Genomic DNA, 24,722 nt, shown 5'->3' with positions numbered 1-24,722 from the left:
CATAGAATGGGCCCATGACCCAGAACTCTGCTGCTGAGACCGAATACCGCATCGAGCGCGACACCATGGGTGAGGTGAAGGTGCCCGCCCACGCGCTGTACCGGGCCCAGACCCAGCGCGCCGTGGAGAACTTCCCCATCTCCGGACGCACCCTGGAGCGCGCCCACATCGAGGCGCTGGCCCGGGTGAAGAAGGCCGCCGCCCTGGCGAACCAGGAGCTGGGCGTGCTCGACGGCGAGCTCGCCGAAGCCATCGCCGGTGCCGCCGAGAAGGTCGCCTCCGGCGAGCTGGACGAGCACTTCCCGGTGGACGTGTTCCAGACCGGCTCCGGCACCTCCTCGAACATGAACACCAACGAGGTGCTGGCCACCCTGGCCAACCAGGCGCTGCAGGAGAAGGGCTCGGACAAGCAGGTCCACCCCAACGACCACGTCAACGCCTCACAGTCCTCCAACGACGTCTTCCCCACCTCGGTGCATGTGGCCGCCACCGGTGCGCTGATCAACGACCTCAAGCCCGCCCTGACCTACCTGGCCGAGGCCCTGGAGGCCAAGGCGGAGGAGTTCGCCGACGTCGTGAAGTCCGGCCGCACCCACCTGATGGACGCCACCCCGGTGACCCTGGGCCAGGAGTTCGCCGGCTATGCCGCCCAGGTCCGCTACGGCATCGAGCGCATCGACTCGTCCCTGCCGCGCGTCGCCGAGGTCCCGCTGGGCGGCACCGCCGTGGGCACCGGCATCAACACCCCCCTGGGCTTCGCCGAGAAGGCCATCGCCCACCTGGCCGAGGACACCGGCCTGCCCCTGAGCGAGGCGCGCGACCACTTCGAGGCGCAGGCCAACCGGGACGGGCTCGTGGAGGCCTCCGGCCAGCTGCGGACCATCGCCTACTCGCTGATCAAGATCAACAATGACCTGCGCTGGATGGGTTCGGGCCCCAACACCGGGCTGGGCGAGATCGCCATCCCGGACCTGCAGCCGGGATCCTCGATCATGCCGGGCAAGGTGAACCCGGTCATCTGCGAGTCCGCCATCCAGGTGTGCGCCCAGGTGATCGGCAACGACACCACGGTGGCGCTGTCCTCCACCAACGGCGCCTTCGAACTCAACGTCGGCATCCCGGTGATGGCGGCGAACCTGCTGGAGTCGATCCGCCTGCTGACGAACACCTCCTACGTGATGGCGGACAAGATGATCTCCGGGCTCACCGCCAACGATGAGCGCTGCGCGTTCCTCGCCGGCGCCTCCCCCTCAGTGGTCACCCCGCTGAACAAGCACATCGGCTATGAGGCCGCCGCCGACATCGCCAAGCACGCAGTGAAGAACAAGGTGACGGTCCGGGAGGCCGTGGTGGAGCTGGGCTACCTGGAGCGCGGCGAACTCACCGAGGCCCAGATGGACGAGGCCCTCGACGTGAAGTCCATGACCCAGCCGGGCTGATGACCTTCTCATCCCCCGTGCCCGCAGTGCAGGCGGCGCTGGAGGCCGCGCTGCCCGGCCGGGTCACCTCTGATCCGGCCGGGCTGAGTGCGCTGTCCACCGACCGGTCCGGCCACCCTGGCGCAGGGGCCCCGCTGGCCGCCGTGCACGCCGAGTCGGTGGAGCACGTCCAGCAGGTGTGTCGGATCGCCAGCGACCACTCCCTCCCGGTGGTCACCCGCGGGGCCGGCACCGGGCTGGCCGGCGGGGCCACCGCCGGAGCCGGGGAGATCGTGCTCTGCCTGGACCGGATGGACCAGGTGCTCGAGATCTCCGCGGAGAACCGCTTGGCCGTCGTGCAGGCCGGGGTGATCAACTCACGGCTCAACCAGGAGCTGGCCACTCACGGACTGTGGTGGTCCCCCGACCCGGCCAGCAAGGACATCTCCACGGTGGGCGGCAACATCGCCATGAACGCCGGCGGGCTGCTGTGCGCCAAGTACGGGGTCACCCGGGAGTCCGTCCTGGCGCTGAAGGTGGTGCTCGCCGACGGCCGGGTGCTCGAGGTCGGGCATCGCACCGTCAAGGGCGTCACCGGCTATGACCTCACAGCGCTGATGATCGGCTCCGAGGGCACCCTGGGCATCATCGTGGAGGCCACGTTGAAGCTGCGGCCCGCCGTCGTCGGGGACACCCCCACCCTCAGTGCTGTCTTCGGCAGCATCGTCGACGCCGCCGCGGCCGCCGCCGAAGTGGTCCGCGCCGGTCATGTGCCGGCGGCCATGGAGCTGCTGGACCGTCCCTGCCTGGACGCGATCGCCGCCCACACCGGGGAGGAACTGGCCGCCGACGGCGAGGCGCTGATGCTGCTGCAGCACGACGGCCCCTCCGCGGCCGAGGAGATCGCCGCCACGGCCCAGATCCTCGCCAGCCACCGGGCGCAGATCACCCGCGCGACGGACCAAGAAGACTCTGACCGACTCTTCGCGCTGCGCCGTCTAATGTTCCCCTCCCTGGAGGCGCTGGGCTCGCTGCTGATCGAAGATGTGGCGGTGCCGCAGGGCCGACTGGCCGACGCCTTCGCGGAGATCCGCCGCATCGAGGAGGAGTTCGGGCTGTCCATCCCGACGGCCGCCCACGCGGGGGACGGCAATCTGCACCCGACCTTCTCCTTCACCGGGGAGACGGTGCCGCCGGAGATCTGGGAGGCTGCGGGCAGGATCTTCCAGATGGCCCTGGCCATGGGCGGCACGCTCACCGGTGAGCACGGGGTCGGGCTGCTGAAACGCCGCTGGGTGGCCGACGAACTCGGCGCCGATCAGTTCGACCTGCAGCGCCAGATCAAGGCCGTCTTCGACCCGGGAGGGATCCTCAACCCCGGGAAGATCTTCACTCCGTGAGCATCCGAGCCGGGGCGCCGTCGTCGAGGGCCCACCCGATGACCATGCGCTGATCCTCGGCGAGCGGCTCCGGCAGCGCCGAGACCGGGAACCAGCCGACCTCCACCGACTCGTCGTCGTTGACCCGCGGGTCCCCGGCCACCGGCTCCATCTGCAGCACCGTGTCCAGGAAACGGCACCGGTCACCGTTGCCGTACTGCACCAGGTGGGAGGCGAAGACCCCGGCCACCCGCACCGGACGGGCGACGACGGCCGTCTCCTCCTCGATCTCGCGCACCGCTCCGGCAGCAGGCTGCTCACCGGGTTCGAGGATCCCGGAGGTCACCGTCCAGGCTCCGTTGTCGCTGCGCTTCACCAGCAGCACCTGCGGCTCGGGCAGATCAGCCCCGTCGGCGCGCCGACGCACCACCACCCCACGGACGGAGGGGATCCACAGATCGGCCGTGCCGATGTGGGCACGCAGCTCACGGATGAACTCTGGGGTCGGTGCCATCGTCTGCCACCCTAGCGGCTCAGGTCGCGATCAGGGCCAGTGCCGTGCCGAGGATCAGGAAGGGGCCGAACGGGATCCGCGTCCGCCGATCCGCCCGCCGGGTCAGCAGCAGGATCACCGCCACCACACCGGCCAGGAGGAAGGACAGCAACACTGCGGCCGCCACTGTCGACCATCCCAGGAACCCGGTGTACAGGCCCAGCACCACGGCCAGTTTGACGTCGCCCATCCCGATCGACGGCGGATGGGCCAGCCGCACCAGCAGGAACAGGAACCCCCAGAGCAGACCAGCCGCCACACCGCGGAGCAGACCCGGGATGTCGCCGATGAGCAGGGAGACCGCCAGAAGGATCCCGGCGGACACTGCGGCCCACGGGTACAGGATGCGGTTGGGCAGCCGGTGCTCCCGGAGATCGATCGAGCTCAGCGCCACTGCGCACACCGCGAAGATCGCTCCTCCCAGGAGCAGCAGCACCCCGGCGATCAGTTCCGCCGCGGACCCCGCCGTGATCAGGTCGCCGATGAAGGGAATCACCTCTCCAGCATAGGGAGTCCCGCTCCTCAGCGGAACAGCGGCCCGCTGGCCTGTGGATGACGCGGAGTCAGGGCCGCACACGTTCGGGCAGGACGACGCCCACGGCCTGTTCGCCGTCGACCACCAGCACCGGCGCTGTCCCCGCAGGGTCCTGCACGACGACGTCCACTGGCACCTCTGCGGCGAAGGGCTCGGTCAGCGCGGCGCAGCGTCGGCGTCCCCAGTGCTCCGGTTCGGACTCCCTGGCCTCCTGCAGCCTCTCCGACCGCAGGATCCCCTGAGGCCGGTCCGAGAGGTCAAGCACCACGAGGCATCCGTGGTCGGGCGTCCGTTCTGCGGCCTCCTGAAACGACCGTGTGGTGCTGATCGTCGCGTGCAGCGGCATCAGCACGGAGCGGACCGGCACCGAGGCCCCGGCCCGCGGCCGGTCCGGCGGGAGCTTGTTCGACGCCTGCTGGTCCCCACGGCGGCGGGCCGCCGTGACATGCGCCGGAACGGCGGCGGCGTCGGCGGAAACCGGGAGATCCACCGTGATCTCAGGTCCTGCCCCTTCGTCGTTGTGCGCCGCGATGTGGCACAGGACCTGATCGAGGGACTGCGGATCGATGTGCTCAAGCCCGCAGAGACTCACCAGCAGCTCTGGGCAGTCCGGCAGGTGGACCCGGCGTTCGAGGAAGGTGATCAGCTGAGGCGTGGTCTGTGCGGTGAGCGCTCCCTGCACACGGATGCGGAGCGCTTCACGGATGCTGTCGGGAGACAGGTCGAACTGAAGCGATCGGTACATCATTCACCCCTTGGACGGTGAATGGGAAGGGGCCTGCTGCTAGACCCGCTCGATCTACTCAACCACACAGGATGCATTCTTCGGAAGACGGCATGACCGTCCTGCTCATGCCCCCGCAGACCTCGGGGTCCACAGACCCGGGGTGCGTATAGTGGTGCCTCACCTCACATCGCCGTGGGCCGACAGAGGCGCCACGAGATCGGAGCCGCCGTGCCCCCGCAAGGACCCTCGACGACACCCGCCGAGATGCTCTACGACCTGCTGGTGGACAGTGACGATCTCACCGGCTTCCTCCGCGACCTGGCACAGATCTCCGCCCAGGAGGTCGGGCCGGGAGGAGCCACCCACTGCGGAGTCCTGTTGGAGCGGCATCGGCGCAACGTGGTGGTCGGCTGGAGCAGCCCGGAGGCCCGCCAACTCGACGAGACGCAGGCCGGCTTCGACGAGGGTCCGTGCCTGGACGCGCAACGCACCGCTTCCTTGATCCGGGTCCCGGACGTCCGCTATGAGGCGCGCTGGCCCGAGTACATGGGTGTGGTGCGGCAGTCCGGCATCCGAAGCATACTTGCCGTGCCGCTGACGCTGAACGACGCCGGACTGGCCGCGATGAACTTCTACACCTCGGAGCCGGCCGGATTCGACGACCCCGACATCGCTCGGGCCCGCCATCATGCACATCTGGCATCCCGTGCGCTCTCAGTGGCGCTGCGCATCACCCAGGGTGCAGAAGAGGCCGCGGATCGACGCCGTGCCATGGAGTCCCGCACCGCCATCGACGTCGCGGTCGGAATCATCATGGCGCAGAACCGGTGCAGCCAGGAGGAGGCCTCCGAGATCCTGAAGCGGGCCTCCAGCAACCGGAACATCAAGCTGCGTCAGCTCGCCGAGGAACTGCTGGCCTCTCTCGGTCAGCCGAGACCCACGACGCCGTTCGAAAGCTGACCTGCCTCTCCCGACACCCTGCCACCGCTGAAGCATTCCGTGTAACCTGAATCACAAGTCTGTTGGTTCAATGAATCAGGGAGGACGCATGGTCGAGTCATGGCGGGAGGCCCGTCTTATTCCAACCTCCGGAATACGAGGCGCCACGGACCAGGAAGTCAGAGCTACATCCGCGTTGTTGGCGGTGCTCAGCATCGTTCCGAGCTTTTCACACGCCTTGCTCAAACCCTGTGGCGCCCCTCTGGGCCGCGTCCGAGCCAATGTTGAATGCTTCGTCGAAGTGGCCTTCGAGGACAAGAAGAAGAAGCGCTCGCCCCGTCCGGACGGGCTGATTCGAGTCACGCGGGGAGGCACCGCATGGACCGCCCTCGTCGAGGTCAAGACAGAGGGTAACGATCTCGCCAAGGAACAGGTCGAGTCGTACATGGATGTGGCGAAGGAGAATGGGTTCGACGCCGTCATCACCATCTCCAACGAGATACCACCGATCCAAGGAGCCCACCCGTTGCCGCTCGACGGGCGCAAGCTGAGGGCGGTGCCGGTGTACCACTTCTCCTGGGTGCGGATCATCTCACTGGCGATCATGGAACGTGAGGTTCGCGGCATCGAGGATGACGAGCAGAAGTGGATACTCGGCGAGCTCATCCGATACCTCGAGCATGAGAATTCCGGTGCTTTGGATTTCACGGACATGGGACCGTCGTGGACGTCGGTGACGGACTGCGTGAAGACGGGCCTGGTCAGACGAAGCGACCCGGATGTGCTTGACGTGGCCACCAAATTCGACGGTCTTGTCCGGTACATATGCCTCAAGCTTGGCCAACGGCTGGGTGTGGATGTCGGACCTCAGTTGCCCCGAAAACAACGCGACAACCCCGACGAACGAGCCGCTCAGTTGGCTGCCGAGCTCGAGAAGGACGGCTCGTTCTCTGCGCGGATCCGCATCCCTGGGACGGTCGGCGATATGGACCTCAGATGCGACCTTCGCGCCAAACAGGTGCAGCTCGCCTCGACTGTTCCGGCCTCAGGACACGCACGCAACACCACGCGAGTGAATTGGCTGCTCCGCCCTCTGGACGAGGGCCTCTCCGATGTCATCATCGAAGCTCACGCCGGCCGACGACGCCACGCCGACAGCTTGGAAGCGTTCAAGGAGGACCCGAGGGAGGCGTTGCCCGACGACTTCCCGGAGGTCAAGAGCTTCACGATCACCCGCGTCAGCCACCTTGGACTTCAGAAGACGACCAAGGGCCGGGATTCGTTCATCAACGGCGTCATGCAGGCGATCGACGAGTTCTACGCGAGCATCCTGCAGCGCCAACGGACGTGGACCCCGCCCGCCCCCAAGTATCGATCCCGCCCAGAGGAGTCACGGGGAGACGAGGTCTACAGCTCAGAGGAGCTCGCAGGTGCCCCCGTCGGTGATGCTGAAGAATCCGAACTCGTCTCGTCATGCACCGAGTGATCCCGACGCTGTGCGTCCAGCCGCGGTCCCTAGAATGGACACCTGACCGCAGGTGAGCCGACGGACCCACCGCCAGGGAGCGAGGCACGATGAGGGACATCTCCGCACGGACGGGATCGGCGCAGGATCCCCAGGGACGCGACTCGTGGGGGACCCTGTGGCAGGACGCCCGCCGTCGTGCCGTGCGCACCTTCGCGCCGGTGGTCGTCCCGGTCATCGCCATGTGGGTGCTGTGGTTCGTGAGCATCGCCGCCGGCGACTGGTTCAACCGCACCTTCGGACTGCGCCCGCGCAGCCTGGACGGCCTCTCCGGGATCCTGTTCACTCCCCTGCTGCACAGCAGCTTCGGACACGTGATGAGCAACTCGATGGCCTGGCTGCTGCTCGGAGGGATCATCGCCCTGCTGGTGCGGCGCTTCACGCTCGTGATGATCAGCATCTGGCTGCTCGCCGGCGCGCTGATGTGGCTCACCGGGCGGCCCGCCCGCAGCTGGATCTGCAACCACCCGGACGGCTTCGACGCCTGCATCACCCCGTTGCAGGTCGGCGCCTCCGGAGTGGTCTACGGATTCGCCGCATTCCTGGTCGCCTACGGGCTGATGACCCGGCGGGTGGCGGCGATCCTCGCGGCCCTGGTCGTACTCTTCTTCCAGGGGCTCTCCCTGATCCTGGGGATGCTGCCGATCACCGCCGGCGCCGGGGTCTCCTGGGAAGGTCACCTGGCCGGAGCGGTGGCCGGCGTCGTCGTCGCCTTCTTCTTCACCCAGGAGGCCCGGGCCGCGCGGGCGGCCCGAGCCTCCTCCGGATGACGGCGCTGCAGGCTCAGTCGGTCTCCAACACCTCGGTGACCAGCGCGGCGATCCGCGAACGCTCCGACCGGGTGAGCGTGACGTGGCCGAACAGCGGGTTGCCCTTGAGCAGCTCGACGACGGCGGCGACCCCGTCGTGCCGCCCCACCCGCAGGTTGTCGCGCTGGGCGACGTCGTGGGTGAGCACGATCTTCGAGTTCTGCCCCATGCGGCTCATCACGGTCAGCAGGACGTTCTTCTCCAGCGACTGGGCCTCATCGACGATCACCCAGGCGTCATGCAGCGAACGGCCCCGGATGTGGGTCAGCGGCAGCACCTCCAGCAGTCCGCGGTGGGTGACCTCGTCGAGGACGTTCTCGCTGACCAGCGCACCCAGGGTGTCATAGACCGCCTGGCCCCAGGGGTTCATCTTCTCCGTCTCAGTGCCGGGCAGATAGCCCAGCTCCTGACCGCCGACGGCATAGAGCGGTCGGAAGACGATGATCTTCTTGTGCTCGCGGCGCTCCAGGACCGCCTCCAGCCCAGCGCACAGGGCCAGCGCGGACTTCCCCGTCCCCGCGCGGCCGCCCATGGAGACGATCCCGACCTCAGGGTCCATGAGCATGTCGATGGCCAGGCGCTGTTCGGCCGAGCGGCCGTGGAGCCCGAAGACCTCCTGATCGCCCCGCACCACCTCGACGTGCCGCGGCGCCTGAGACACCGGCTGGGTCTCCCCTGCCGTCGTCTTCACCCGGCCCAGGGCCGAACCGGTCCCCGAGGAGATGATCAGCCCGGTGTTGATCGGTAGCTCCGAGGCGTCCTCCAGGTCGATCCGTTCCCCGGCATAGAGGCCGGAGACCTGCTCGTCGGTGGCCGAGACCTCGGCGAGGCCCGTCCACCCGGAGTCGGTCACCCACTCGTTGCGATACTCGTCGGCATCCAGGCCCATCGCCGAGGCCTTCACCCGCATCGGGAGGTCCTTGGAGACCACTGTGACATCGCGCCCTTCGTCGGCGAAGCTCTTCGCCACGGCGAGGATGCGCGAATCGTTGTCCGTGCCGCGGAACCCGTCCGGGAGCACGTCCTGGGAGATGTGGTTGAGCTCCACCAGCAGGTGGCCGCCCTCCTCATTGAGCGGGATCGGCTGGTTCAGCGCACCATGGGTGACCCGCAGCTCGTCCAGCAGACGCAGTGCGGAGCGGGCGTAGTACCCCAGGTCGGAGTCATGGCGTTTGTTCTCCAGCTCGGAGATGACGATGACGGGGATGATCACCTCATGCTCGGCGAACCTCAGGATCGCCTTCGGATCGGAGATCAGGACCGAGGTGTCGAGCACGTAGGACTTCTGCGCGACCGCATGGTCGATCGTGCCATCGTGCTCGGCGGAGGTATCAGGGGCAGGGGTGTTGACGGAGACCACGGTCACTCCAGACCGGAAACAGAAAGAGGCCCCGCCGTGCGGTCTGCCGTGCTCGGAGAGCACATGCTCGGCCACCTCGACGGAACCTCGCCAGTTCCCGCATCGATAGTCGGACGATGTCTGCGGTTCAGCCCCCAGCAGGGGCCGGACCGACCCCGTCTGCCGCTCGGCATGTGTGTGGGCCTCCCCGGTCAGGTACCTGACACTGCCCAGCCTAAAGCCCGTCGGCACCCGAGGGGTCCATGCGCGCGGCGTGGCCACATGACATCTTGATTAACGTCGCGTGACGGCTGCAGCACGGGCCGCCTCAGCCGCCGAACCGGCGCTGCCGCTGGGCATAGTCACGCAGGGCGCGGATGAAGTCCACCCGGCGGAAGTCCGGCCACAGGGCTTCGCAGAAATAGAACTCCGAGTAGGCCGACTGCCACATCAGGAATCCGGAGAGCCGCTGCTCGCCCGAGGTGCGGATGATCAGGTCCGGGTCGGGCTGCCCGCGAGTGTAGAGCCACTGCGAGATCGACCCCGGAGTCAGCTCCTCGGCGACGTCGCTGAGCCCCCGCCCTGCGGTCTCGGCCTGCCGCAGCAGCTCCTTGACCGCATCGACGATCTCCTGCCGGCCCCCATACCCGACCGCGACGTTGACGTGCACCGCCGGCGTCTGCCCCCGAGACCGCCGCACGATCCGCCGGATGCTGCCGGTGCGGGTGGTGACCGTCTCGCCGTCGGCATCCGCCCCGGCCTCCCCGGCACTCCTGGGATCGTCGCAACGTCCGGGATCTCCGGCATCCTCGGACTCCGCCTCCCCGGCCTCGGCCGCGTTGCGTTCCCCCAGCTGCCGCAGTCGAGCCGCCAGAGGCTCCGGCAGCAGATCCAACGCACCCACCGGGTGCACGCGCACCGGACGGCCGCCCGGGCGGCTCTCCGCCAGGCGGTCCAGAGTGTCGCCGATGATCTCCATCAGCTGATCCAGCTCGTCGGCGGAGCGGTTCATGTTGTCCGTGGAGAGCATGTAGAGGGTGACGGTGGGGATGCCCAGTTCTGCGCACCAGTCGATGAACTCCACGATCTTGTGGGCCCCCGCAAGGTGCCCGTCGGCGGTCGGCGTGCCGGCCAGTTTGGCCCATCGCCGATTGCCGTCCACCACCACGCCGATATGCTGAGGCATCCGGTCCCGGGGCAGCGCGCGGCTGAGCCGTGACTCGTACATGCTGTAGGCCAGGTCCTTCAGCCTCATGCGGCCTCCCGTCGTCAGCGCCCCGCCGTGCTCCACCACCGTACCGCGCCCTCCTCGGTGCCACCGTTGACAACCCACGGCACATTTGCGAAAGTTAATCCAGGATCGGTGGCCCGACGAAAGCAGCTGACCCCATGGCCTCGCACAGTGACCACACCCGCAACCACCCGCTCAGGCACGCCACCGTCGTCGGCGTCCTCCTGCTGGCCCTGGGATGCACCCCCGAGAACGCGCAGGAGCCGGAGGAGCCCCCGCAGCCCGACGACACCGCCGACCCCGCGGACGAGCCGGAGAGTCTCGAGGACGGGCCTGTCGAGGACCCCGACTCCGACGCGGACGCCGAGCCGGACCTCACCGAGCCGGACCTCACCGAGCCGGGCACTGAGCCGGACCTCACCGAGCCGGTCGTGGTGGAGCAGGCGGTGTGGAACTTCGACGCGATGGAGGAGGTCGAGCTGCGGGTCGTCATCCACCCCTTCGTCCGCGTCCCCACCGGGGAGGACGACGGCGCGCTCCTCAACGGGCTCATCACCTACGAGGTGACCTCCGCCGACGGCGAATACCCCCTGGAGCGCTACGGGGTGCACCCCCACGAGGTGCGCCTGGTCGACACCGAGGCGATGACGCTGTCCTTCCCCGCCTACGCCACCGACGGCACCTCGGAGGAGCACCTGGCGGACGTCGAGCAGCCCAGTGCGCGCGCCGGGGAGGACCCGGTCCGCTGGGCAGGCGTCCACCGCGACCCCGGCACCGATGTCACAGCTGTGCTGCTGCCCTACCTGGGGCTGATCGAAGACGTCGGGATCGTCGACGCCGAGGAGGTGGACACCTCCGAGTACCTGCCGGTGCAGGATGCGCTGAGCGAGCTGGTGGAGGTCCACGAGACCACCTGGGACCTGCGGGTCCACCGGGAGCGCGCCGACGGCGACATCCAGGTCCGCGAGTCGGACCACGAGGCAACGATCACTCTGGACTCGGACATCCTCTTCGCCATCGACGAGCACACGCTCACCGATGACGCGGACGCCGCGCTGCAGGCCGCCGCCGAGGAGCTCGAGCGTGCCGACGGCGGCGAGCTCGAGATCATCGGCCACACCGACGACGTACGCTCCGTGGAGCACAACCAGCAGCTCTCCGAGGATCGGGCCGACGCGGTGCACCGGCGCCTCGACGAGCTGACCGACCTGGAGGACTTCACCGTCAGCACCGACGGTCGGGCCTTCCACGAGCCGGTGGCCAGCAACGACACCGAGCATGGCCGGGCCCTGAACAGGCGTGTGGAGCTGCGCTACACGCCGGCGCCGCAGGACGGCACCCCCGCTGAGGAGACCGGCGACGACACCGAACTTCCGCCCACTGACGGCCCGGTGGGCACCGCGGACGAGCCGATCACTGTCAGCGGCCCCCACGGGGGTGCGGCGGAGATCACTGTGGAAGAGGTCCGCCCCGCCGGCGACCTGCTGGTCGGCCGTGTGCGGGTGGAGGTGACCGAACCCTTCGACGGCGAGGAGCACGCCGGCCCGCTCGCCTGGGCGCTGAGCTTCGGAGACCTGGGCCTGCACGAAGGACATGACACCCCTTACAACCCAGGGCATCAGGTGGACGCCCTGACGCTGCTCGTCGGGGACCAGCGACACTTCCCGCTGGAGCTCGGCAGCACGGAGCACGTCGAGGGCTCTGACAGGGACGGCTTCCGCATCGAACACGGCGACCCCTGGCGGGTGATCGCCGGCGACCGGGGCTTCGGCCACGAGGCCGACGCCGAGGTCGGCGCCTGGGCGGTGGCCACCGTACTGTGGCCGACGACCGGCCAGGAGGAGGTGGTCGTCGACGTCCCCGGGCGCAGCGAGCACGCGGATCGCCCGTGGTCCCAGCCGTGGCGGGCAGTGGACGTGCCGGTCGAGGCGAAGCGCTGATAGGCAGGGCCGCGCCCATCCGCACACGTCACCCCAGGTCAGCGGCCTGCAGATGACATAGGGTGAGGCGGGAACCCCTGCAGAGAGGACCCGGACTGATGACCCGCGTCGCACCGCCGCCGATGCTGATCTTCCTCGCCTGCGCCTACGGGCTGGCCTGGCTGGTCGCGCTGCCGCTGTGGCTCGGTGACGGACTGGCCACCCCGTGGTTCACACTGGTCGCCGTGGCCATGATGTTCACACCCACAGTGGCGGCTCTTGTGGTGGTCTTCCTGGTGGAGAAGCCGCAGCACAAGGCCCACGCGCTGGGCCTGGTGCCGCTGCGTCCGGTGGGCAGGTTCGTGGGCCACCTGGCGCTGGGGCTGACGGTGCCGATCGTCGTCTGCCTGGCCGCCCTGCCGATCGGTCACCTCGCCGGGGTCTTCCCCGCAGACTTCACCGGGCTCAGCGGCTTCGCACAGATCGCCGAGGAGCAGCTGGCCCAGGTCGGCGTCGACGAGCTGCCGATGTCCATCGAAGCCCTCGCAGCGCTGCAGGTGTTCAATGTGCTCATCGCCGCCCTGATCATCAATCTGCTGCCCGCCCTGGGTGAGGAGATCGGATGGCGCGGATGGATGCTGCCCCGCCTGATGCGATTCGGGCCCTGGGGCGCCATCGGGATCTCCGGGGTGATCTGGGGCCTGTGGCACGCCCCACTGATCCTGCTGGGCTACAACTACCCCGACGCTCCCGGGTGGCTGGGGCTGGCGGCGATGGTCGGGCTCTGCACAGTGATGGGCGGCATCTTCGGCTGGCTGCGCCTGCGCAGCGGCTCGGTCTGGCCCACGGCACTGGCACACAGCACCTTCAACGCCGCGGCCAGCACCTACATGATCTTCATCGCCGCGGATGCGACCTTCAACCCCCTGCACGCCACCGTCACCGGATGGACCGGCTGGATCCTGCCCGCCGTCGTCGTGCTGCTGGTGGTGATGACGGGTCGATTCGCCCCTGCCGCTGCAGATGCTCGGCGCACCACAGCTCACCCATGAGCCGTGCGCCACGATGTTACCCGCTGGTCACCTGCGCCGATTAGACTGGATCCATGGCACCGCAGTCCGACCTCGACCAGCGTCACACCACCATGGACGACCACCACCGGCCCGCGGGCACCCACGGATCCGGCAGCGACCAGCCCCGCGGCGGCGTCGCCCCGGCAGACCGGCTCTTCGACTCAGACCTCGCGCTGAAGCCACGGCTGCGCGGCTGGCTGCATGCCGGGATGGTGCCGTTGGCCCTGGCCGCCGGCATCGTCGTCATCGCCCTGGCCCCCACCAGCACACTGCGCGCGGCCTCCGTGGTCTACGCGATCACCGGGCTGCTGCTCTTCGCCGTCAGCGCCACCTACCACCTCGGCCGCTGGTCCCCGCGCACGAAGCTGCTGCTCAAACGCCTGGACCACACCAACATCATGCTCATCATCGCCGGGACCTACACGCCCCTGACCCTGGCGCTGCTGCCCGAGCCCAAGGACCTCATCCTGCTGATCGGCGTCTGGGTCGGAGCGCTGGGCGGCGTGGCCTTCCGGCTGTTCTGGACCTCCGCGCCGCGTTGGCTCTACACCCCCGTCTACGTGATCCTCGGGCTCGCCGCGCTCGTCTTCCTGGGAGACTTCTTCGCCGCCGACCTCGTCGCCGCGATCCTGATCTGCGCCGGCGGCGCCGCCTACATCACCGGTGCGGTGTTCTACGCGCTGAAGCGTCCCAACATCTCCATGCAGTGGTTCGGCTTCCACGAGCTCTTCCACGCCTGCACGCTCATCGGCTTCATCTGCCACTACATCGCCATCATGTTCGCTCTGCTGGGCTGATCTCCTCCAACGCCTCCTCCACGGTCCCCACCGGCGGCAGACAGACCATCGCCGAGGGCGCGTTGAGACACACGCTGAGCTGAAGCTCCCCAACAGGCGCATCCCCCGGCAGCTCCACCGGCTCCACCGGCATCCCGGCCAGCGCCGCCGTCCGACGCACCTGCCGCGCCTGCTCGGCCTCAGCAGCCAGCAGGCGCAGCGCCGGCGAGCGCCGGGCGGCCCGACGCGCCACCAGCAGGCTCGCCCCCGCCACGGTCGGCGCCTTCGCCGCCACCAACCCCAGATGGTGCAACAGATCCGTGGCCCGCAGCTCCAGCGGCACCTCCAGGGCCTCCGCGGTCTGCAGTGCGGCCGCCAGGGAGGCCACCGCACTCGGCTCCGGCCCGTCGAGCGGTCCCGCCAAGCTGGGGCCCGCCTGGGCGGCCGTGAGGAGACCGTCGTCGTCGAGGTGCTCCCGCACCTCCCAGCCGCGCTCCCCCTGACGGGTGAAGGAAGCCAGGGTGGCCCGCAGCACGGCGACCCCGCGGTCCAGCCACCACCGACGGCCGGTGGCGGAGCTCAGGGCGAAGCAGGCAGAGGCCACCTCAGCGTGGTCCGCCACCGTGCCCGGCCGTCCGTCGGTGCGGCCGCCGTAGGAGACCCGGGCGACACCGGAGACTCCACTGTCACCGTGCTGGCCGTCCCCGTGCTGGACATGCAGCCTCCACAACGATTCGGCCAGCTCCTCGGCGAAGTGCAGCGACTCCTGCTCGCCCCACAGCATGGAGGCCTCGGCCAGGGATCGGACGGCTGTCGCGTTCCAGGAGGCCACCACCTTGTCATCCCGACCCGGCTGGGGGCGGGAGTCCCGGCGCCGCAGCAGCTCCGCGGCCACCAGCTCCCAGTCCTGCTGGTCCTCCGCACTCAGCGGGGCGGAGAAGTGCAGGGTGCGGCCCGTGGTGACGTCCATATGGCCGCCCTCCGGCGGGGCTCCGCGGCTCAGCGTGGCCAGGCGGCGGGACTGCTCCATGCCCAGCCCGGCAGCACGGGCGGCGTCGACGATCTCGGCGTCGCTGAACAGGTACGTGCCGCCTTCGACGTGACGCCCCTGCTCATCCACCGTGTCCGCGTCCAGCGAGGAGGCCAGCAGCCCTTCGGCGGTGACCATGCGGCGACGCAGCCACCCGATGGTGGCCCGCGCCCGATGCTCGGCACGGCGCCGTTGCGCCGCGGCGGCGGCCGGGTGCACGCTCAGCCGGGCCAGATGCCCCAACAGCTGGGCGTTGTCCGCCAGCATCTTCTCGAAATGCGGCACCATCCAGGCGCGGTCGGTGGCATACCGGGCGAAGCCGCCCTCGAGCTGGTCGAACAGGGCGGAGCGGCCCATCGCCTCCAGGGTGCGCACCGCCAGCTCCCCGGCAGGGTCATCCGGCGCCGACGTCTCGCGACGACGCCAGAAGGACTCCTCCAGCAGGAACCCCAGCAGCGGCGAGGGCGGGAACTTCGGCGCTGCGCCGAACCCGCCGTTCACGGTGTCCTCCTCCTCCGCGAGCGCGGCCAGGGCGTCCGTGACCCGCGCGTCAGAGGCGGTCTCGAGGCTCACCTCACCGCCCCCGTCCGGCTCTTCGCCGACGTCGAGCGGGCTGAGCGCGATCTGCGCCTGCTGTCGCCGCTGCGCCCCGAGCGCCTGGGCGATCTTCTCCGCCGAATCCTCCACCTCCTGACGCCGCTGCGTCCAGGCCGTGTGGACGGCGTCGAGCACCTCCCGGAAGGCGGGCACCCGGCCGCGCCGCACCGGCGGGAAGTAGGTGCCGGCATGGAAGACCCGCCCATCGGGCAGGGTGAACACGCTCATCGGCCACCCGCCCTGGCCGGTCAGCGTCTGGGTGGCGGCCATATAGGCGTCGTCGACGTCCGGATGCTCCTCGCGGTCCACCTTCACCGCCACGAAACGGGAGTTCAGCGCCGCCGCGGTCTCCTCATCGGCGAAGGACTCCCCGGCCATCACATGGCACCAGTGGCAGGCGGCATAACCGATGGAGAGGAACACCGGGACATCCCGACGCCGAGCTTCCTCGAAAGGCTCCGGACCCCACGGATGCCAGTCCACCGGGTTCTCGGCATGCTGACGCAGGTACAGAGAGGGGCTCTCAGCCAGACGGTGTCCCATGCCGCCAGTCTCCCGCAGCCTCCGCGGTGACGTCGATGGCGGCCCACCGGGGGCGGCCCCCACTGATCCCCACAACCGATCCTCCCGATCCGCCCGAGCAGACGCCCACCTTCAGCCGTCGCATGGGGAATTCTTCGAGGTCCATGCTCCTGTGCGGGCTTTGCACCTCGAGGAATTCCCCACCCGAGCCAACGCTGACCCAACCTGTGGAAAACGCCGACGCGTGATCGGCCGGTCGCGGCAGACTCATCGCATGCCCCGACGACGTCCGCTCCCTGACGACCTCCTCCACTCCGCTTTCACCCGGAGGACTGCCCGGTCCCTCGGAATCCCCGATGACAGGCTCCGCCGGCACGACGTGGTGAAGCTGCTGCCGGGGGTCTACGCGACACGGACCCTCGTGGAGGAGACTGCGCCGGATCGCCGCCATCTGATCGCCGCCTCCGCGCTGGTCCGAGACACCCCCGGAACCTGGGTGTCCCATACGACGGCGGCCCAACTGCGAGACCTGTGGCTCCCACCTCGGCTGGCGCAGGAGACCGCCGTCCACCTCAGCAGCCATGCCTCCCGCGACACGCGGGTGCAGAGGCGAGGCGTCGTCGGACACCGGTGCGCAGTGCGGGACCAGGACGTCGTCCTCGAAGGAGCTCATATGCTGAGCTCACCGGCCCGGAACTGGATCGAGCTCGCCGCAGACTGTTCGATCCGGCAGCTGGTGGTGCTCGGAGACCAGCTGGTGCGCACCCCGTATCTCCGGCACGAAGGCCGCAGCCTGCCTCACACCGGACGTGACCAGCTGCATGACATCGTCGACGTCGCCTCAGGAACACCTGGACTGCGACGCGCCAGGGCCGCGCTGCGGTGGATCCGTGAAGGGTCAGACTCTCCCCCGGAGACCCTTCTCCGACTGGCCCTCATCCGGGAGGGTCTCCCCGAGCCGCAGCTCCAGGTGCCGGCCGCCGCCGAGGTCCCCGGTTCCCCGCGTGCGGACCTGGGCTATCCCGCGTGGCGGATAGCCATCCAGTACGAGGGAGCCACCCATTACACGCCGGAACAGCACCGCTCCGATCATGTGCGGGACAATGCGTTCTTCGCCGACGGGTGGCTCGTGCTGCGGTTCGACCGCAGCGATCTGCGGGATGGATTCAGACGAGCGGCACAGCAGGTCCGGGGAGCGCTGAGGGCCCGGGGTGCGCCAACGTGAGGCCCGACGGCGGCAATATGTCGGGGAGAAACTCGAGATACGAAGCGCGACGCAGCTCTCCCACCACGAAAAATTCCCCACTCGACGGGAGACCCCGACCGACCCTCAGCGGGTGAGCTCCAGGCGCGGCACCCCCGGAGGCTCGAAACCGAACACCTGCCCGTAGAAGCTCAGCGAGGCCTCCTGGGCGGCGATGATGTGCTCGGCCTTCCGGAACCCGTGCTGTTCGCCCTCGAAGAGCAGATAGGCGTGCGGGATGCCCTTGGCCGCGAGCGCGTCGCGGAACATCTCGGCCTGGTTGGGCGGCACGATCGGGTCCTCGTCGCCCTGGAGCAGCAGCACCGGGCAGGACAGCGAGTCGACGTGATTCAGCGGCGCCCGCTCCACATAGATGTGTTCGTCCTCGGGGTACCGGCCGATGAGCCCGTCCAGGTAGCGGGACTCGAAGTCATGGGTGTCCTGGGCCAGCGCGACGGCGTCGGCCACTCCGAAGCTGGAGACCCCGGCGGCGAACACGTCGGTGCGGGTCAGGCAGGCCAGCGTGGTCCACCCTCCCGCGCTGCCGCCCTCGATGCCGAGCCGTTGGCCGTCGGCGATGCCTTCCCGCTCCAGGTGGCGCATCACCTCGGCGGTGTCCTCGACGTCGACCACGCCCCACTGGCCCTTCAGCCGGTCCCGGTACGCGCGCCCGAAGCCGGTGGATCCGCCGTAGTTGATGTCCACCACGCCGATGCCGCGGGAGGTGTAGTAGGCGATCGCCAGGGACAGCCCGACAGCGGCCTGCCCCGTCGGCCCGCCGTGCACCTGGGCGATGAACGGGGGCAGCTCCCCTGAAGGTGCCTGCGCCCCCGTGTTCCGCGGACGATACAGCACCGCGTGGATGTCCTGTCCCTCCTCCGAGGTCACGGTGATCGGCTCCGGCACCGGCAGCAGGCCCGGGTCCGGGGCGTCGTCCCGAGAGGAGCGCACGGTGCGCAGACCCTCCACGCGCCTGCCAGGCGCCGCCCCGTCCGCCGCAGATCCGCCCACCAGCACGCCCGCATGCACGCCGGGGAACTCCTCCGGGGACATCCCGGCGAAGGCGAGCAGCCCGTCGGCGCGGTACACCACCCCGGCGATGAGGGTGTGCGGCAGGTCCAGATCCGTCACCGTGCCGGCGGAGATGTCCAGGACGCCCAGGCGGTCGACCGCGGTGCCGTGGACCACCAGGGCGGTGTCAGCGTCCAGCGGCGTCAGCCACCGCTGGCCGAGCTGCCACAGCGGCCCGGCGAACTCCTGGGCCGCGACCTCCCCCGCCGGCAGCACCGGCTCCGGGTCCGCACCCACGGTGAGGGACCAGGGGCTCCACCATCCGGTGCGGTCGCACAGGTAAATCAGCCGCTCGGCGTCCCGCCATTCGGGTTGCAGCACGGAGGTCTCTGTGTCGCCGTCGGCCACGGTGTCCTCGACGACGACGCCGGCCTCCAGACGTCCGACGTGCAGCTCGGTGCCGTCCCAGGGCATCTGCGGGTGCTCCCAACAGATCCAGGCCAGGTGCGCGCCGTCGGGCGAGACGCGCGGGTGGGCCACGAAGCGCGACGCCGGGGTCACCTGCCGGATGAGCGCGGCGTCGTCGGCGGCGGAGCCGTCCAGCGGGACAGCGGCGATGTACCGTTCGATGCCCGAGCCGCGAGTGTGGTCCTCACAGATCCACCAGACCTCGTCCCCCTGTCCGGGCCGCGGCACATGCAACGGCTGGGCCCAGCGCAGCGACGGACCTCCCGCGGAGGCCACGGTCTGCCCGATGGGGCTGAGCGGGGTGGGGTCCTCGCCCTCCCGGAAGCGATGGATGCGCTGGTCGGCGAAGTTCACGAACAGGATGAGCGGGCTGTCCCGGCCGTCGTCGATCGCCAGCCAGGAGGCCCCGCCGTACTCGTGCACGCGCGAGCGGGCGTTGTAGGGGGCCGGGAGCACCGTGACGGTCTCCACCGGCGCCGGGCCGTCAGAGTCTGCGCCCGGCAACGGCACCGGTGCGGCGCTGCGCACGATGGCCTGGCGTCCGGCCTCCGCGGCCAGACCTTCGGTCCACCACAGGTGCTCCCCGACCAGAGTGGGCGCGGAGACCCGGTTGCCGCCCAGGGCGAGCTGCTCGGCGGTGATGGTGGAGGGCCACTGGCCATAGGGCAGGGTCGCGGGAAGCGTGGTGGAGTGTGCGGCGTCAGACATGACGCCAGTCTAGGGAATGCCGGCGACGATCAGCCGAAGACAGCGGAGGCTCAGCGCGCGGCGTCGGCGCCGGGACGCTCCTCGTCGGGTTCAGCAGACTCCGCCCCCGGTGTTTCCGCGGCAGATCCGAAGCGTTCCGCCGCGGCGGCGTCGCGGGCATGCCGCTGGGCCTCGGAGATCTCCGCGGGGACGATCTCTCCGGGGAACTCAGGCTCCTCCCCGGACAGCTCGGCCTCCACCTGCGAGCGGTACTGCATCCGGCGCATGCGCTTGGCCAGATCACGGACGACGACGATGAGCAGCACGACGATCAGCGCGGTGAACAGGAACCCCTCGATGCCGGGGGTGATGTCAGACTCCTCCAACCCGGGGCGCAGCTCGGGAGCGTCACCGCCGCCCCCACCGGGCCACCAGTTCGTCAGTGCTGGGAATGGATGCACGGGACCCTCTCGCCTCTGGTCCGAAGTCTGTCACTTATCTGCGGGCCAGTCTACGCCGTGTAGAAAACGAAAGCACACGGTGCAGGTCAGCGGATCCCGGCGAACAGGTCATGCTCGGGCAGCTGGGTCTCCACCCGGGAATCGATGAGCACATAGTCGTCATAGGGCCACACCTCACGCAGGAAGTCGTTCGACGTGGCGAAGAAGAACCCGTCGGGCTCCACCTGGGTGCGGTGGGCACGCAGCGCCCGATCCCGGTGCTCCAAGTAGTCACCGACCGGCACCTGGGTGGTGACCTCATGCTTGGTCAGCCAGGTCACGCCTCCGTCGTCGTCATAGCGGGCGAGGCGCTCCCCGTAGGGGGACTCATAACCGGCCTGCAGCAGAGCCTCGTGGATCGCCCGGAACCGGCCAGGGTTGAACGCCCGGTCATAGTAGAGCTTCTTCGGCTCCCAGGGCTGGCCCGCATCCGGGTAGAGCTCGGCGTCACCGGCAGCATGGTAGGCCTCCACCGAGATCTTGTGGGACATGATGTGGTCCGGGTGCGGGTACCCGCCGGACTCGTCATAGCTGATGATCACGTGCGGACGGAACCGGCGCACCAGGCGCACCAGCGGGTAGGCCGCCTGCTCCAGCGGCAAGGTCGCGAAGGAGCCCACCGGCAGAGGCGGCATCGGGTCGCCCTCGGGCAGGCCCGAATCCTCGAAGCCCAACCAGACATGCTCCACGCCCAGCGCCTCGGCGGCCTGTCGCATCTCCACCCGGCGCACCCCGGTCAGATCCCGGTGACACTGCTGCAGCTCCCCCGCCGCAGGGTTCAGCAGATCCCCGCGCTCCCCGCCGGTGGCCGTGGCCACCATGACCTCCGCGCCGGCATCGACATAGGCGGCCATCATCGCCGCACCTTTGGAGGACTCGTCGTCGGGGTGGGCGTGCACGGCCAGCAGCCGCAGCCTCCGCGAGGGCGGCACCTGCTCACGGTGCTCCTCCGCATGAGGGTCGACGGTGTCACGGAACCCGCGCGGAGGGCGGACCGATGCGGCGTCCTTGCGGATCACCGGTGTCGAGGCGGAGAGGGTCTCGGCCGGGTGGTCTGGGGTCGGGGTCACAGGGGATCTCCGTGGATGGTGGGCGGATGGACGGTGGGCGGGTGGACGGTGGGCGGGTGAGGGCCTGCGGCTCAGCGCGACTCCGTCGGGAGACCAGGGCCCTCATCATGGTCCCTCGACGCATCAGAACCTCCTGACGCACTAGAATAATCCCGATGAGTCACTCCGCCCCCCACAGCCTGGCCGAGCGCTACGGCACCCCGAGACGCTCCCTGGCCCCCAGGACCCGCCTGTGGCTGGTGGTGGGGGCGCTCATCGCCGCGCTCGCCCTGGCGGTGTACTTCACCGTCGGCAACACCGTGGGACAGATGACATCGAAGGACGTCGGCTACGTCATCCATTCGGACACCTCCGCCTCGGTGGACTACGAGGTCACCAAGGACTTCGACGTCACGGTGCAGTGCATGGTGCAGGTCCTCGACGACTCCTACGCCGTCGTCGGCGCCAAGACGGTGACCATCGGCCCGCATGAGGGAACCAGCCCGGCGGACCGCAGCCAGTACTACCGCACCGACCTGCGCACCGAATACCGCGGAGTCACCGGGATCGTGGACTCCTGCTGGGAGCTGGACTGATGGGACCCGACTCCCTGATGTACCGGATGCGCGGTGTGATCGCCCTGGCACTGCTGGTGTGCTTCGTGGCCGCCTTCGTCCTCACCGCCTGTGCCACCGACTCCCCGGACCCCGACTCCACCCCGAGCCCGGACGCCGAAGTGGTGGTGCTGGCCGCGGCGTCGGTGGAGCCGGCGCTGCAGCGCGTCGAGCAGGACCTGCAGAGCCGCGGCGCCGGGCTGACCCTGGCGGCCGAGTATGCCGGGACCTCCACAGTGGTGTCCCAGCTCCGGGCGGGCCGGCCGGCCGACGTCGTCATCACCGCTTCCCGCACCCACATGAACGACTTGGTCGAGGACGGGCATGTGAGCCAGGACGCCTTCCCAATGGCCACCAACCGACTCGCCCTGGTGGTCCCCGCCGAGAACCCCGGCGGCGTCGACAGCTTCGACGACTTCATCGCCCACGCCGAGGAGCTGCTCACCGCCGTCTGCGCCGTTGAGGTCCCCTGCGGCGAGCTCACCGCCACCATGGAGGACGAGCTCGGTGTGGACGTCGCCGCCGACACCGAGGAGACCTCGGTCGCCTCGGTGATGACGAAGGTCCGGATGGGTGAGGTCGACGCCGGCTTCACCTATGTCACCGATGCCCAGGCCGCCGGCGACGAGGTGCAGATCTTCGAGATCCCGGACTTCCCGCACAACGACACCCAGATCTGGGCGGGCATCACCGCGGCGCCGGAGGACCGTGAGTCGGCCGAGCAGCTGCTGACCCTGCTGGCGGGCGAGGCCGGGCGCTCCGCGTTCGAGGAGGCCGGCTTCCTGCCCCCGCCGGCCGCCGAAGCCTCCTCCCTCGACTGAGCCCTCCATGGCTCGCCGTCTCGACCGTCTTCCCGGGTTCCTGTGGCTGCCGGCTGTGGCCGGTGCGGTGCTGCTGACCCTCCCGCTGCTGGCGCTGCTGCTGCAGGCGGATCTGCTCGCCGTGCCGGAGCTGCTCTCCTCCCCCACCACGCGGGGTGCGCTGCTGCTGAGCTTCCAGACGGCGACGACGGCCACAGTGCTGTGCCTGCTCTGCGGGGTCCCGCTGGGAGTGCTGTTGGCCCGCGGACGCGCACCGGTGCTGCGCTGGGCCCGCCCGCTGGTGCTGCTGCCTCTGGTCCTGCCGCCGGTGGTGGCCGGTGTCGCACTGCTGGCGGCGTTCGGCCGGATGGGTCTGCTGGGGCAGCCGTTGGCCGCGCTGGGCGTGCACGTCACTTTCACCTGGATCGCGGTGGTGCTGGCCCAGGCCTTCGTGGCGATGCCGTTCATGGTGCTCTCGGTGGAGTCGGTGGTCTCCTCCCTGGATCGCGAGTACGAGGAGGCCGCCGCCACGATGGGGGCCGGCCCCGCCGCCTCCCTGTGGTGGGTGGTCCTGCCGCTGATCCGACCGGGCCTGGTGGCCGGCACTGTGCTGTGCTTCGCCCGGTGTCTGGGAGAGTTCGGCGCGACGCTGGCCTTCGCCGGCTCGGCGGCCGGGAGCACCCGGACCGCACCCGTGGAGGTCTACCTGCTCCAGCAATCCGATCCCGAGGCGGCCTCGGCGCTGGCCGTGGTGATGATCGCGGTCGCGCTGGTCGTCGTCGGACTGGTCTACGGGCCGGGACGGCGGCTGTTCACGCCGCTGCGCTGAGGGATGGGCCGCAGCATACGGCGCCGGGGGAGGCCTTCATCGTTGAGGTTCTGCCGTGTCACCACTACGATTGTGGAAACGCAGAACCACCCCGCCGGGGAGCGACCGGGATCAAGGTCCGGGGCGTACGTCCTCAGGCGGGGTCTTTGCATGTACGACGAGGAACCTCACGGCATCGCAGCCTTGACGGGACGTCTCCCGTCACAGGGGGCGATGCCGTCTGATGTCTCGGCGGGCCGCCGGCTCCGCTGAGAGGTTCCTCTTCAGACCCGAGGAGAACAACAGTGGCGACGCACGCTCAGCAGACCGACGAGAACGCCCAGTGGCTGACCCAGGAGGCCTATGACCGGCTCAAGTCTGAGCTGGAGCACCTCAGCGGCCCCGGGCGGCAGGAGATCGTCGACCGTATCGAGGCCGCCCGTGAAGAGGGCGACCTGAAGGAGAACGGCGGCTATCACGCCGCCAAGGAGGAGCAGGGCAAGGCCGAGGCGCGCATCCGGTACCTCACCGACCTGCTCGAGAACGCCTATGTGGGCGATGCCCCCACCAGTGACGGCACGGTCACCCCCGGCATGGTCGTCACCGCGACGATCGCCGGCAACGAGATGCGTTTCCTGTTCGGCAACCGGGAGATCGCCGGGGACTCGGACCTACAGGTCTACTCGGCCAGCTCCCCTATCGGCGAGGCCATCAACGGGGCCAAGGCTGGGGACAAGCTGTCCTACCCGGCGCCCAACGGCAAGGAGATCCCGGTGGAGATCCACTCCGCAGAGCCCTTCACCGGCTGAGGCTCAGACCCAGCAGCTCAGACCCAGCCGTCGAGGTCGCTGGCGTTGTCCTGGCGTCGGCGGCCCCGGCGGATGCTCCGGCGCGTGCGCCAGGAGGTCCGCGCCGAGGTCCTCTGCCGCGACGTCTCCTGTGCAGCCCCGTCGCCCAGTGCGGCGGGGCGCTTCCGTCTCTCCTCGCGGTTGCGCATCCAGCGGCCCAGCAGCCAGGCGAGCCCCGCCAGAGCGGCGAGGCTCAGCGCCCACATCAGACCGATGGCGGCCAGCCCGATCAGATCGGCCCACGCCCCATCAGCTCCGGCTGCCTCTGGTGCGCCTGCCGCCTGCGGCACTTCGGCGTCCTCCTGCACAGTGGTCATCGGGA

General features: G+C 69.5%; 23 protein-coding genes. 13 read left to right on the top strand and 10 right to left on the bottom strand.

The annotated features are described in order from the left end of the window. The first annotated feature begins 14 nt into the window (after positions 1–14). Positions 15–1,439 carry a class II fumarate hydratase gene (locus ACYVKI_RS11505; protein WP_460690481.1) on the top strand — a complete coding sequence of 475 codons (1,425 nt, stop codon included), beginning with the start codon at positions 15–17 and terminating at the stop codon, positions 1,437–1,439. Further along, positions 1,439–2,818 carry an FAD-binding oxidoreductase gene (locus tag ACYVKI_RS11500; protein WP_460690480.1) on the top strand — a complete coding sequence of 460 codons (1,380 nt, stop codon included), beginning with the start codon at positions 1,439–1,441 and terminating at the stop codon, positions 2,816–2,818. Before ACYVKI_RS11505 ends, ACYVKI_RS11500 begins: the two co-directional genes overlap by 1 nt. Here the strand turns inward: ACYVKI_RS11500 and ACYVKI_RS11495 are convergent. From ACYVKI_RS11495 to ACYVKI_RS11485, 3 genes are all read right to left on the bottom strand, one after another. Then, positions 2,808–3,311 carry an NUDIX hydrolase gene (locus ACYVKI_RS11495; RefSeq protein ID WP_460690479.1) on the bottom strand — a complete coding sequence of 168 codons (504 nt, stop codon included), beginning with the start codon at positions 3,309–3,311 and terminating at the stop codon, positions 2,808–2,810. The genes ACYVKI_RS11500 and ACYVKI_RS11495 overlap by 11 nt on opposite strands. Before the next feature lie 19 nt (positions 3,312–3,330). Then, positions 3,331–3,846 (bottom strand): prepilin peptidase, encoded by a 516-nt coding sequence (locus ACYVKI_RS11490; RefSeq protein ID WP_460690478.1) that lies wholly within the window; start codon positions 3,844–3,846, stop codon positions 3,331–3,333. Positions 3,847–3,913: 67 nt separating this feature from the next. Continuing rightward, complete coding sequence (locus tag ACYVKI_RS11485; RefSeq protein ID WP_460690477.1) at positions 3,914–4,633, bottom strand: hypothetical protein; 720 nt, start codon at positions 4,631–4,633, stop codon at positions 3,914–3,916. A 207-nt stretch (positions 4,634–4,840) separates the two neighbouring features. On the opposite strand from ACYVKI_RS11485, the gene ACYVKI_RS11480 reads away from it, so the two are divergent. From ACYVKI_RS11480 to ACYVKI_RS11470, 3 genes are all read left to right on the top strand, one after another. Beyond that, on the top strand, positions 4,841–5,572 hold the full coding sequence (locus ACYVKI_RS11480) for a GAF and ANTAR domain-containing protein (protein ID WP_460690476.1): 732 nt from the start codon (positions 4,841–4,843) through the stop codon (positions 5,570–5,572). Positions 5,573–5,660: 88 nt separating this feature from the next. Beyond that, positions 5,661–7,037 carry a hypothetical protein gene (locus tag ACYVKI_RS11475; protein ID WP_460690475.1) on the top strand — a complete coding sequence of 459 codons (1,377 nt, stop codon included), beginning with the start codon at positions 5,661–5,663 and terminating at the stop codon, positions 7,035–7,037. An 89-nt stretch (positions 7,038–7,126) separates the two neighbouring features. After that, the gene (locus ACYVKI_RS11470) at positions 7,127–7,846 is read left to right on the top strand and encodes a rhomboid family intramembrane serine protease (protein WP_460690474.1); all 720 of its coding nucleotides are present in this window, start codon (positions 7,127–7,129) and stop codon (positions 7,844–7,846) included. 13 nt (positions 7,847–7,859) lie between these two features. Here ACYVKI_RS11470 and ACYVKI_RS11465 read toward each other — a convergent pair whose 3' ends face one another. Together ACYVKI_RS11465 and uppS are read right to left on the bottom strand one after the other, a co-directional pair. After that, a complete protein-coding gene (locus tag ACYVKI_RS11465; protein WP_460690535.1) occupies positions 7,860–9,191 on the bottom strand; it encodes a PhoH family protein in 1,332 nt (443 codons plus the stop codon). A 361-nt stretch (positions 9,192–9,552) separates the two neighbouring features. Next, positions 9,553–10,452 (bottom strand): polyprenyl diphosphate synthase, encoded by a 900-nt coding sequence (uppS, locus tag ACYVKI_RS11460; protein WP_460690534.1) that lies wholly within the window; start codon positions 10,450–10,452, stop codon positions 9,553–9,555. A 161-nt stretch (positions 10,453–10,613) separates the two neighbouring features. Between uppS and ACYVKI_RS11455 the strand changes: the two genes are divergently transcribed. The 3 genes from ACYVKI_RS11455 (at position 10,614) to trhA (ending at position 14,244) form a co-directional block, all read left to right on the top strand. Further along, positions 10,614–12,395, top strand: a complete 1,782-nt coding sequence (locus ACYVKI_RS11455) for an OmpA family protein (protein ID WP_460690473.1) — start codon at positions 10,614–10,616, stop codon at positions 12,393–12,395. Positions 12,396–12,493: 98 nt separating this feature from the next. Beyond that, a complete protein-coding gene (locus ACYVKI_RS11450; protein ID WP_460690472.1) occupies positions 12,494–13,426 on the top strand; it encodes a lysostaphin resistance A-like protein in 933 nt (310 codons plus the stop codon). A gap of 53 nt (positions 13,427–13,479) precedes the next feature. Then, positions 13,480–14,244 (top strand): PAQR family membrane homeostasis protein TrhA, encoded by a 765-nt coding sequence (gene trhA / locus ACYVKI_RS11445; RefSeq protein WP_460690471.1) that lies wholly within the window; start codon positions 13,480–13,482, stop codon positions 14,242–14,244. Here trhA and ACYVKI_RS11440 read toward each other — a convergent pair. After that, positions 14,222–16,393 carry a thioredoxin domain-containing protein gene (locus tag ACYVKI_RS11440; protein WP_460690470.1) on the bottom strand — a complete coding sequence of 724 codons (2,172 nt, stop codon included), beginning with the start codon at positions 16,391–16,393 and terminating at the stop codon, positions 14,222–14,224. The genes trhA and ACYVKI_RS11440 overlap by 23 nt on opposite strands. Before the next feature lie 253 nt (positions 16,394–16,646). Here ACYVKI_RS11440 and ACYVKI_RS11435 point away from each other — a divergent pair, with 253 nt between their 5' ends. Further along, positions 16,647–17,597 (top strand): endonuclease domain-containing protein, encoded by a 951-nt coding sequence (locus ACYVKI_RS11435; protein WP_460690469.1) that lies wholly within the window; start codon positions 16,647–16,649, stop codon positions 17,595–17,597. A gap of 105 nt (positions 17,598–17,702) precedes the next feature. On the opposite strand, the gene ACYVKI_RS11430 is transcribed toward ACYVKI_RS11435, so the two are convergent. From ACYVKI_RS11430 to mca, 3 genes are all read right to left on the bottom strand, one after another. Continuing rightward, on the bottom strand, positions 17,703–19,802 hold the full coding sequence (locus tag ACYVKI_RS11430) for a S9 family peptidase (RefSeq protein WP_460690468.1): 2,100 nt from the start codon (positions 19,800–19,802) through the stop codon (positions 17,703–17,705). A 50-nt stretch (positions 19,803–19,852) separates the two neighbouring features. Then, on the bottom strand, positions 19,853–20,242 hold the full coding sequence (locus tag ACYVKI_RS11425) for a hypothetical protein (RefSeq protein ID WP_460690467.1): 390 nt from the start codon (positions 20,240–20,242) through the stop codon (positions 19,853–19,855). Positions 20,243–20,328: 86 nt separating this feature from the next. After that, the gene (mca, locus tag ACYVKI_RS11420; RefSeq protein WP_460690533.1) at positions 20,329–21,213 is read right to left on the bottom strand and encodes a mycothiol conjugate amidase Mca; all 885 of its coding nucleotides are present in this window, start codon (positions 21,211–21,213) and stop codon (positions 20,329–20,331) included. A gap of 293 nt (positions 21,214–21,506) precedes the next feature. On the opposite strand from mca, the gene ACYVKI_RS11415 reads away from it, so the two are divergent. From ACYVKI_RS11415 to greA, 4 genes are all read left to right on the top strand, one after another. After that, the gene (locus ACYVKI_RS11415; protein WP_460690466.1) at positions 21,507–21,926 is read left to right on the top strand and encodes a DUF4307 domain-containing protein; all 420 of its coding nucleotides are present in this window, start codon (positions 21,507–21,509) and stop codon (positions 21,924–21,926) included. Then, positions 21,926–22,765 (top strand): molybdate ABC transporter substrate-binding protein, encoded by an 840-nt coding sequence (gene modA, locus ACYVKI_RS11410; protein ID WP_460690465.1) that lies wholly within the window; start codon positions 21,926–21,928, stop codon positions 22,763–22,765. The genes ACYVKI_RS11415 and modA overlap by 1 nt, the downstream gene beginning before the upstream one ends. A 7-nt stretch (positions 22,766–22,772) precedes the next feature. Continuing rightward, positions 22,773–23,573, top strand: coding sequence for an ABC transporter permease (locus ACYVKI_RS11405; RefSeq protein ID WP_460690464.1), 801 nt, complete (start codon positions 22,773–22,775; stop codon positions 23,571–23,573). A gap of 284 nt (positions 23,574–23,857) precedes the next feature. Beyond that, a complete protein-coding gene (greA, locus tag ACYVKI_RS11400; RefSeq protein WP_460690463.1) occupies positions 23,858–24,361 on the top strand; it encodes a transcription elongation factor GreA in 504 nt (167 codons plus the stop codon). Between the two features lie 17 nt (positions 24,362–24,378). Here the strand turns inward: greA and ACYVKI_RS11395 are convergent, their stop codons facing one another. Beyond that, positions 24,379–24,717, bottom strand: a complete 339-nt coding sequence (locus ACYVKI_RS11395) for a hypothetical protein (protein WP_460690462.1) — start codon at positions 24,715–24,717, stop codon at positions 24,379–24,381. Positions 24,718–24,722 lie beyond the last annotated feature (5 nt).

The sequence above is a fragment of the Nesterenkonia suensis genome, from assembly GCF_054782935.1.
Note: the sequence above shows the minus strand (reverse complement) of the source record. Positions and strands in the feature narration are given on the sequence as shown.